Source organism: uncultured Olegusella sp., from assembly GCF_947253395.1.
Taxonomy (GTDB): Bacteria; Actinomycetota; Coriobacteriia; order Coriobacteriales; family Atopobiaceae; genus Olegusella.
Genome location: NZ_CAMXYY010000068.1, coordinates 1 through 7,891 on the forward strand (window position 1 = coordinate 1; position 7,891 = coordinate 7,891).

Consider the following 7,891-nt stretch of genomic DNA (forward strand, 5'->3'; position numbering starts at 1 on the left):
CCAGGTAGATTTTTTCTGCGTGAAATGAAACGTGGCTTTTGGCTAAAAAAGTGAAATGGAATGTGGCGTTTGGCTAAAAAAGTGAAATGGAATGTGGCTGATGGCGGAACTAGTTGCTGCTACTAGGAAAAGTTCACTCAGTGATACCAGTAACTGTGCAGTGTCAGCAGCAACAGATGCGGTGGTCAACGCTGCCTGCGCGCTTAAGCACCTGCGTGGGATACTACGCATTGGGACGGGCGGCATCGTCAGCACCAGCAGCGCTCGCCACGCCATCGCCGCCTGCAGTCTCCCCAGCACCCGCAATGCCATCGCCGTCCAGCTGAGCACTATCCTGCTCGGCTTCAAAGGCGCGAAGAGCTTGCCAGACGGCTTCAGCAACAGCAGCAGGTACGCCCTTAGCCTCGGCAATTTGTTCGGGCGACGCCTCACGCAAGCGCTTGAACGAGCCAAATCTCGCCATAATCGCCTTTTTGCGCTTGGGTCCAACACCAACAATCTCATCCAAAATAGACACAGACTGTGCCTTGGTACGCAAGTTGCGATGGAACGTAATCGCAAAACGGTGTGACTCGTCTCGGATCTGCTTGATCAAATACAAGGAAGCAGAACCTGACGGCAGTACAACGGGCATCTCATCCCAAGGCACAAATACTTCCTCATCGGACTTTGCCAAACCACAAACGGGGATATCAAGCCCAAGCTCAGCCAGCTGCCCCATCGCAGCTGACAGCTGTGGCTTGCCACCGTCAACCACCAGCAAATCGGGCAGACTACCAAAACGCTCATCGGCCACACGTTCGGGCGAAAAACGTCGGCCCAATACCTCACTCATGGACAAAAAGTCGTTTGCCTCGTCCAGGTCAGCTTGAATCTTAAAGCGACGATATGCACCCTTATCTGGTCGTCCGTTGGTAAAGACCACCATTGATGCTACGGTAAACGCTCCGTGCAAGGTAGAAATGTCATAGCATTCAATTCTCATGGGAGGCACGTCCAGCGCCAAAGCACTCTCCAACTGCAGCAATGCCTCATTGGTACGCTTGTCTGCGTAACCTGTGCGCACCATATATCGGTTGAGAGCATGACGCGCGTTCTTGGCAGCCATTTGCAGGAGATGCGCTTTTTCGCCACGCTGGGGCACATGCAGACGACAGGCGCGACCGCGCTTTTCTGCCAGCCACTTTCCTACAGCCGCTGCATCAGGCAACTCCACCGCTACATTTACCTCGGCAGGGATGTCAGCCGTTTCGTTGTAGTAACGAGCTAAAAAGCCATCAACCAGCTCTTCTTCGGTCACGTCAAGGCCCTTGTCCAGCACAAACTCAGCGCTACGAATCGTTACGCCTTCACGCACCACAAAGACACAAGCACAGCTAATTGTCTCCTCGCGCGTAAAGCCAATCACATCCATATCTACATCAGAAGAAAACATCACTTCTTGACGCTCAGCTGTTGCTGCCAGTGCCTCAAGACGCTTTTTTAGACGAGCAGCACGCTCAAAATCCAAATCTGCCGCAGCATCGTGCATTTGCTCGGTCAACTCATTGAGTATATCCCGGCGCTTGCCTGACAAAAAACGCACTACTTGGTCTACATGTCGTGCATACTCAGGCGTATCAATAGCCCCTGCACAGACACCTGGTCCCAATCCCACATGATAGTCAAAACAGGGCCGCCCAAGCTTGCCAAGCACGAGCGGAGCCACGGCAACCTCGTCTGGGTGAGCTGCCAAATAACGCTGGCAACGTCGCCACTCCGCGCAGGTAGAAATACAAATTGGCACTACTTTGCGCAGGGTATCGATAGTCTGCCGTGCCGCACGCGCATCAGTGTAAGGCCCAAAATAGCGGGTCTTCTTGCGATGCTTTTCGCGAGTATATTTAATCGCTGGATACGGATCGGACTCTGTCACCGCAATATAGGGATAGCTTTTATCATCTTTGTAATCGACATTAAAGTACGGATGGTACTGCCCAATGAGATTACGTTCGAGCACCAATGCCTCGTGCTCAGACCCTACAACCACATAGTCAAACGAGCGTACAACCTGCATCATGAGTGGAATCTTAAGACGATCGTCAGTCAGTTGCACGTACTGCTTCATACGAGCGCGCAGATTTTTGGCCTTACCAACATAGATGACATCGCCACGAGCATCTTTCCACAGATAGCAACCTGGCTCGGTAGGCACACGCTCTACCTGCTCGGCAATCGTCGGCAGGCCTTCGTCCTCAGGACGTGGGATGCGCGAATGCAAATCTGGGCGATGAGCTGCAGGGTCTTTGATAGTCATGAGCGTCGTTGCTGTAGTGTGCGGAATACGTCCACAAGGGCATTAAACTGCGTATCCGTTACATCGGTTGGTAGACATAGTATTCTCTCTGAAACCTTTGTTGTCACAGGAAGTATGCTCATGTCTGGAAGCCTAAAAACTTCCTCATGTTGTGTCCCAGGGAATAAGAGCGGTCTGCCCCAATGTTCTGCCCAGACATTACGTGACCGCAATGTCTTAACTACATAATCAGCAAGCTTTTGTGAGGGAGCAAGCAGTGGAAAACGCAATAATGGCTGTAATTGATCCACTGCGATGTTTGGAACAGAAAAAAGACTGCTTCCCTCAAATAGGCGCGCATATTTTTGAACGGCTACCATCCGCTCACGATTGCCCTCATCTAATGCTTCCATAGACCTATAGACCTGTGCAGCGATTACTTCGCTCGGCTTTTGGGAAACTAGGGGCAACATACCCTGCTTTTCTTGCTCAGTAATAGCAATCTCAAGGGATCCGCTGCGTATCCAGAGCCTACGCAAAAATTCAGACAATCGTACGGGAATATGATTGAGAATACGCATACGTGTTGCATATGTTTTTGCAGCAAAATTCAGACGCTTATTAAGGGCGGGCAGCTGCGTCAATCTAGCAGTAGCATGCTCATAAAAGCTCGTATGCCGTCCAGTCTTTAGCTTTGGGTTTATCCACACTGCGCCGCCAAAATGGGTCGGCAATATCTTTTCGACTCCAAAGGAAAAAAATATTACATCAGCTAAGGGCAAACCATCATCCCCACATGCAAACCTACCAACACAGTGTGCACAGTCCTCTAGTAATAATGCCCCATGTGCCTTTACCTGTGCTGCAAGACGACGTGAATTTGAGATATCAATCATGCCAAACGTATGCTGCATGACTACAGCTTTAGTTTTGTCTGAAAGCGATAGCTTTGCCGCATCAAGCGAAAAGGCATCTTCCGAAATATCGCCATATGTAGGTACAAAACCCGCTGAAATTATAGGGTCAACTGCAGTGATGCATGTGAACAGTTGAGTAATAACCTCACCAAATCCTTCAGTCTCGCCGATGCTTTTGAAACATTCCAGCATTCCATAGCGTGCCTTGAAAACAAGATGCCAATCGCACGCAACTGTCCGAGTGCGATTGGCGAGTATCTCACGTAATCGTTGTTCGCTCGACTGTTGATTGCTCATACTAAGCTTCTATCCTGAAAACCGAGTAGTGACTTGTTCTTTTTTCCAAGCATGTCGTCTCAATATAATAAAGTGAGTTGCAGTTTATTATGCGGAAAATTAGCGTATCATCCAAGCTATGTTCAATAAATATACGGTATTTATATGCATGAGGAGATCATGGTGACTCTGCAACCAATTATTCTCGGTACAGAATCAGGTGTCTATGGATCTGCACGCTCATTTCATGAGGCATTTTCCATCAATTCATGGGCATGGGGGCGCCTCAGCCTTTCAGCAACCAAAGCAAGTAAAATCGTCACCCCGTCGGTAACTGAATCCTTTACAGATCCAGAAATCTTTATCAAAACTATGTCGGATAAGGGTGAAAAATTAAAAAAAGATAACCTTGATACGCACTATGTAGTTGTTCCAGGTGGGGATGACTACAGCCGACTCCTCTCACAATATCGTGATGAACTTTCCAACTGGTATGACATTAACGCCGTTGATTATGATTTGCATCTCAAGCTCTCAGATAAAAAAAGTTTTTATGAATTATGTGACATCTATCAACTCCCCCATCCCGCGACGTTCATCCTCAATGAGAGCGATTTCCAACAGCAGACCCACCATAATTTACCGTTTGGTTTCCCTGTAGCCCTAAAACCAGCTGACTCCGTTGAGTGGAACCTCATCGATTTTCCCGGTCGGAAAAAGGCATACCGCATAGAGACTTCGGATGAACTAGATTCCATCATTTCAACGATTTTTACAGCTGGATATCGTGGGGACCTCATCATTCAAGATTTTATTCCCGGTGGTGACGAATGCATGAAGGTCTTAAATGCCTATGTGACAAAGAACCACAAGGTCACCAGTATGGTGCTCGGCCAGATTGTTCTTTCTGATCCTACGCCTTATGCAATAGGCAATTATTCGGCTATTATCCCGGTAGAAAACGATGCATTTTGCATGCAAATCGCGGAGTTCCTTGAGTCAATTGGCTATCAAGGATTTGCAAACTTTGATATCAAATATGATCCGCGCGATGGAATCGACAAGCTGTTTGAAATTAATTTACGTCCGGGCAGAACGGCATATTTTGCAACTGCAAATGGATTAAACGTCGGCAAATCATATGTCGATGACCTCGTCTTTCATAAAGAGCCCGTAGAAACAAACTATCTTCATGGCTCAAAAATGTTACTTGAGGTTCCTGCTAACACCTTACGTCACTACGCGCAACCAGGCTCAGCCTATGATTGTGCAATGAAGCATCTACGTGAGAAGTCTTACTCCTGGACCTTGGATTATGGAAAAGATAGATCTCTTATGCGGCGCCTGTATCTTCTGAGGCTTGCGCAGCTCGCAAAAAATAATTTTAAATTGTATGGAACTCCGTATACTACAACTGTATTTTCCTAAATATTAAAGGAACAATCATGAATCACCCTATTCTTGGTATTTTAGGCGGCGTTGGTCCATTGGCTACTGCATGCTTCATGGAGATGATTATCAATAAAACGCATGCACAATGCGATCAAGACAACATACCCATGATTATCTACAACGACCCGCAAATTCCCGATCGTACCGCTTACATACTAGGAAAATCAGATACCAATCCTGTACCTGAAATGATAAAAATGGCACGCAAGCTCGAAAAATCTGGGGTAGATTACATCGCAATTCCTTGCAATACAGCTCATTACTTTTATGAAGAAATACAAAGGGCGACAGCACTGCCTGTGCTTAATATCATGCAGTTGACTGCACAGGACATTGCGCACCATAGCGTCAATAATAAAGTTGGTCTGATGGCTACTGAAGGAACAGCGAAGTCAAAGGTTTTTCAAAACTTCTTTAACTCTGCTCACCTAGAAACAATCTTGCCGAATGATCAGGAGCAGGCAATTATTACTTTCCTTATTTATGACTGTGTAAAGTCAGGAAAGCCAGCTAATATCCAAGCGTTTCTCGATGTAGCTCATGCCTTACATGAGCGAGGGTGTGGAACTGTTGTCGTCGGCTGCACTGAACTCTCAGTGATATATCAGCAGCTTGAACAGCGTCCTGATTATCTCGTTGATTCACTTGATATTTTGGCCAATGCGTGCGTTGAGTATTATTTTTCCCATCACACGCCTACGCACGAGAGCTAGATAGTTATCCTGTGCGGCATGAATTGAGAGTACCGATTAGACATATCAACTACTCTGGCAGATTTAGTGCTTCTTAACTAAACGGCGGACTGACTTTGCGCCTTGAAGCAACTTATAGGCAATCGGACGTAGCGGATAATCCCTATCAGGCGCAATTGGCGTTACATCTTTTGCAAACTTTGTTTTAAACGTATTAAGGCTATTGAGGCTTGGCGAAAACTCTGAGCCGATACCCATCAGATCAACAGAGGTACAACCGCGTTTTGCCAATTCACAAAAGCAGAAATAATACAATCTGTCAGTTACATACTGCTTCATCGTGCGGGTGCTTGAAGCTGCAAAATAGTGCACCGCTTTGTTGGAAGAAATGGTATCAATAGCCCAATTGACTACCTGTCCATCACTATCTCTGCCTACAGAAACCATGCAGTGCTCTTTCCCTAATAGAGAGATAAAGTCATGGTATTCCTGTTCGGGAGCAGGACTAAACCCATCACGCTGAGCAGTCTCAATCATGACCGGATAATATTCGGCAAAGGATTGAATGGCCTTCTGAGTCTCTACAGCACAGGTAATAGGCGCCTCACGCAAAGCTTTACGTACATCACGACGACCACGCGTCTTCATCCGCGCAAGAATATCTTCATCAGTGCCTGATAAGTCAACAACAACCGTCGTATCATACGGAATAGAAGACAATACATACGAGCAGGACGGTAAATCACTTTTGACTGCCAGACGTATAAACACATGATTCCAATGATGCTGGCGGGCAAATAAAGCAATAGCTTTAAGCGCATCTTCCTCTTGCTGCGGCGTTGGTACTACACACCAAGAGGGTCCATGATGGGCGCGAAGATAGTGATAGCCATGCGTCAAATAATCAGTAAGCGCAAGCAACGCAACTGGCTCTTCATTTTCTTCTATACAAAAAAAACCCCAAGGCGTCCTACCAGGAATAGTCTTGGTGTAGTAAGCCCATTTCACCGTCTGCTCGATGGGAAGCGATATTCTCATACTTTGTGCAAGCTCTTGATAAGACGTAGCGCTCAGCTGTTTGACATACATATGAACCCCTAGAGGATTGAGCCACCACCAAGATAGGACCCATAGACAGCGTTACCCACTGTCACCTTTGTACCATTTGCATGCACAATCTGACCGTCGCCAATATAGAGCGCTACATGGCTTGTCGCCCCAGGCTGACCATAAAAGACTAGATCACCTGCGGAAAGACTGTAGACATTAGTTGTCCAAGTGCCGCTGTTATAAACCTGCCAGAACATCCCTGCATGCTGCGAACGTGGGATGCTAACACCTGCCTGCTTATAGGCCCACCAGACCAAACCAGAGCAATCAAACTGATTGGGACCGCTTGCGTTGTATACATACGTGCAGTTGAGCCTGCTTAATGCTGCAGAGACCGCTGCCTGCTTAACACTCGAAGGCTTCGAGCGAGATGTATTTTTGGGGGGAATGGGAGTGGGGATTGACGGAGTTTTCGCCGTAGCATCAGAGTCTGAAGCATCACTCTCTCTATTGTTTTCCCTTTGATCATTTTGTTCAGGGGCTTCATTTGCGTGCTGTTCAGCAGCCTCGCGTTCACGCTTTACCTGAGCGGCAGCAACCTCCTCAGCCCTTTTACGAGCTCTCTCTTCTTCAGCTTTCCTTTCTTTCTCGAGTGCATCCTGCACCTCCTGGGAAAGCGAATTTACATAGTTTTGTTGCGCGTCTTGCGCTGCCTGAAATTCTTTCTGTTGCTTGGTCTGATCAGCCTGCATCTTGAGAAGCTTGTCCTGCTTTTCCTCTAAAGAGTCTTTCTGCTTAACCAGCTTGTTCTGCAAATCCTGAGTCTCATTAATTGCTTGGCTTTGCTGCGCATTTACTCTGTCAGCGTAATGAATATTTGAAGTTAGTTCCTCAAAACTTGCAGAGTTAAGCAAGATAGAAGTCAGTGTAACGGGGTTCTTATAATTTGCCACCATTATCTTAGACAGATGCTTTTTACTCTCTGAAAGCTGAGACTTTGTGTCATCAATCTTATCTTCCAAATCGCCAATCTGGCTCTGAATTCCGCCAAGAAGCTCCTGGGTTTCCTGAAGTGCGATAGCAGAATTTTCAGTCTTTTCTTGCAAAGCTGCTAGCTCTGCTTGAGCATCCTTGAGTTGTTCGCGGAGCTCTTCATGTGTAACAGCATACACAGGCGCAGTAAAGTTTGCCGAAAGCAAAGCTGCACAAAGTGTGAATGCAAGAGATCG

Annotated in this window: 6 protein-coding genes; 2 read left to right on the forward strand and 4 right to left on the reverse strand. The window is 46.9% G+C overall.

Features of this window, described 5'->3' with window-relative positions; genetic code table 11:
• Nucleotides 1-223: 223 nt before the first annotated feature.
• Together uvrC and Q0X25_RS06095 are read right to left on the reverse strand one after the other, a co-directional pair.
• A complete protein-coding gene (uvrC, locus tag Q0X25_RS06090; protein WP_298580010.1) occupies nt 224-2,296 on the reverse strand; it encodes an excinuclease ABC subunit UvrC in 2,073 nt (690 codons plus the stop codon).
• Nucleotides 2,293-3,489 (reverse strand): DegT/DnrJ/EryC1/StrS family aminotransferase, encoded by a 1,197-nt coding sequence (locus tag Q0X25_RS06095; protein WP_298580013.1) that lies wholly within the window; start codon nt 3,487-3,489, stop codon nt 2,293-2,295. The genes uvrC and Q0X25_RS06095 overlap by 4 nt, the downstream gene beginning before the upstream one ends.
• 159 nt (nt 3,490-3,648) lie before the next feature.
• Here Q0X25_RS06095 and Q0X25_RS06100 point away from each other — a divergent pair, with 159 nt between their 5' ends.
• Nucleotides 3,649-4,896: a hypothetical protein gene (locus Q0X25_RS06100; protein WP_298580016.1), complete on the forward strand. Its 1,248-nt coding sequence runs from the start codon at nt 3,649-3,651 to the stop codon at nt 4,894-4,896.
• Nucleotides 4,897-4,913: 17 nt separating this feature from the next.
• Nucleotides 4,914-5,633 carry an aspartate/glutamate racemase family protein gene (locus tag Q0X25_RS06105; RefSeq protein ID WP_298580019.1) on the forward strand — a complete coding sequence of 240 codons (720 nt, stop codon included), beginning with the start codon at nt 4,914-4,916 and terminating at the stop codon, nt 5,631-5,633.
• Nucleotides 5,634-5,696: 63 nt separating this feature from the next.
• Here the strand turns inward: Q0X25_RS06105 and Q0X25_RS06110 are convergent, their stop codons facing one another.
• Nucleotides 5,697-6,701: a peptidoglycan bridge formation glycyltransferase FemA/FemB family protein gene (locus tag Q0X25_RS06110; protein WP_298580022.1), complete on the reverse strand. Its 1,005-nt coding sequence runs from the start codon at nt 6,699-6,701 to the stop codon at nt 5,697-5,699.
• An 8-nt stretch (nt 6,702-6,709) separates the two neighbouring features.
• A partial coding sequence (locus Q0X25_RS06115; protein WP_298580025.1) for a C40 family peptidase occupies nt 6,710-7,891 on the reverse strand: 1,182 nt, incomplete at its 5' end.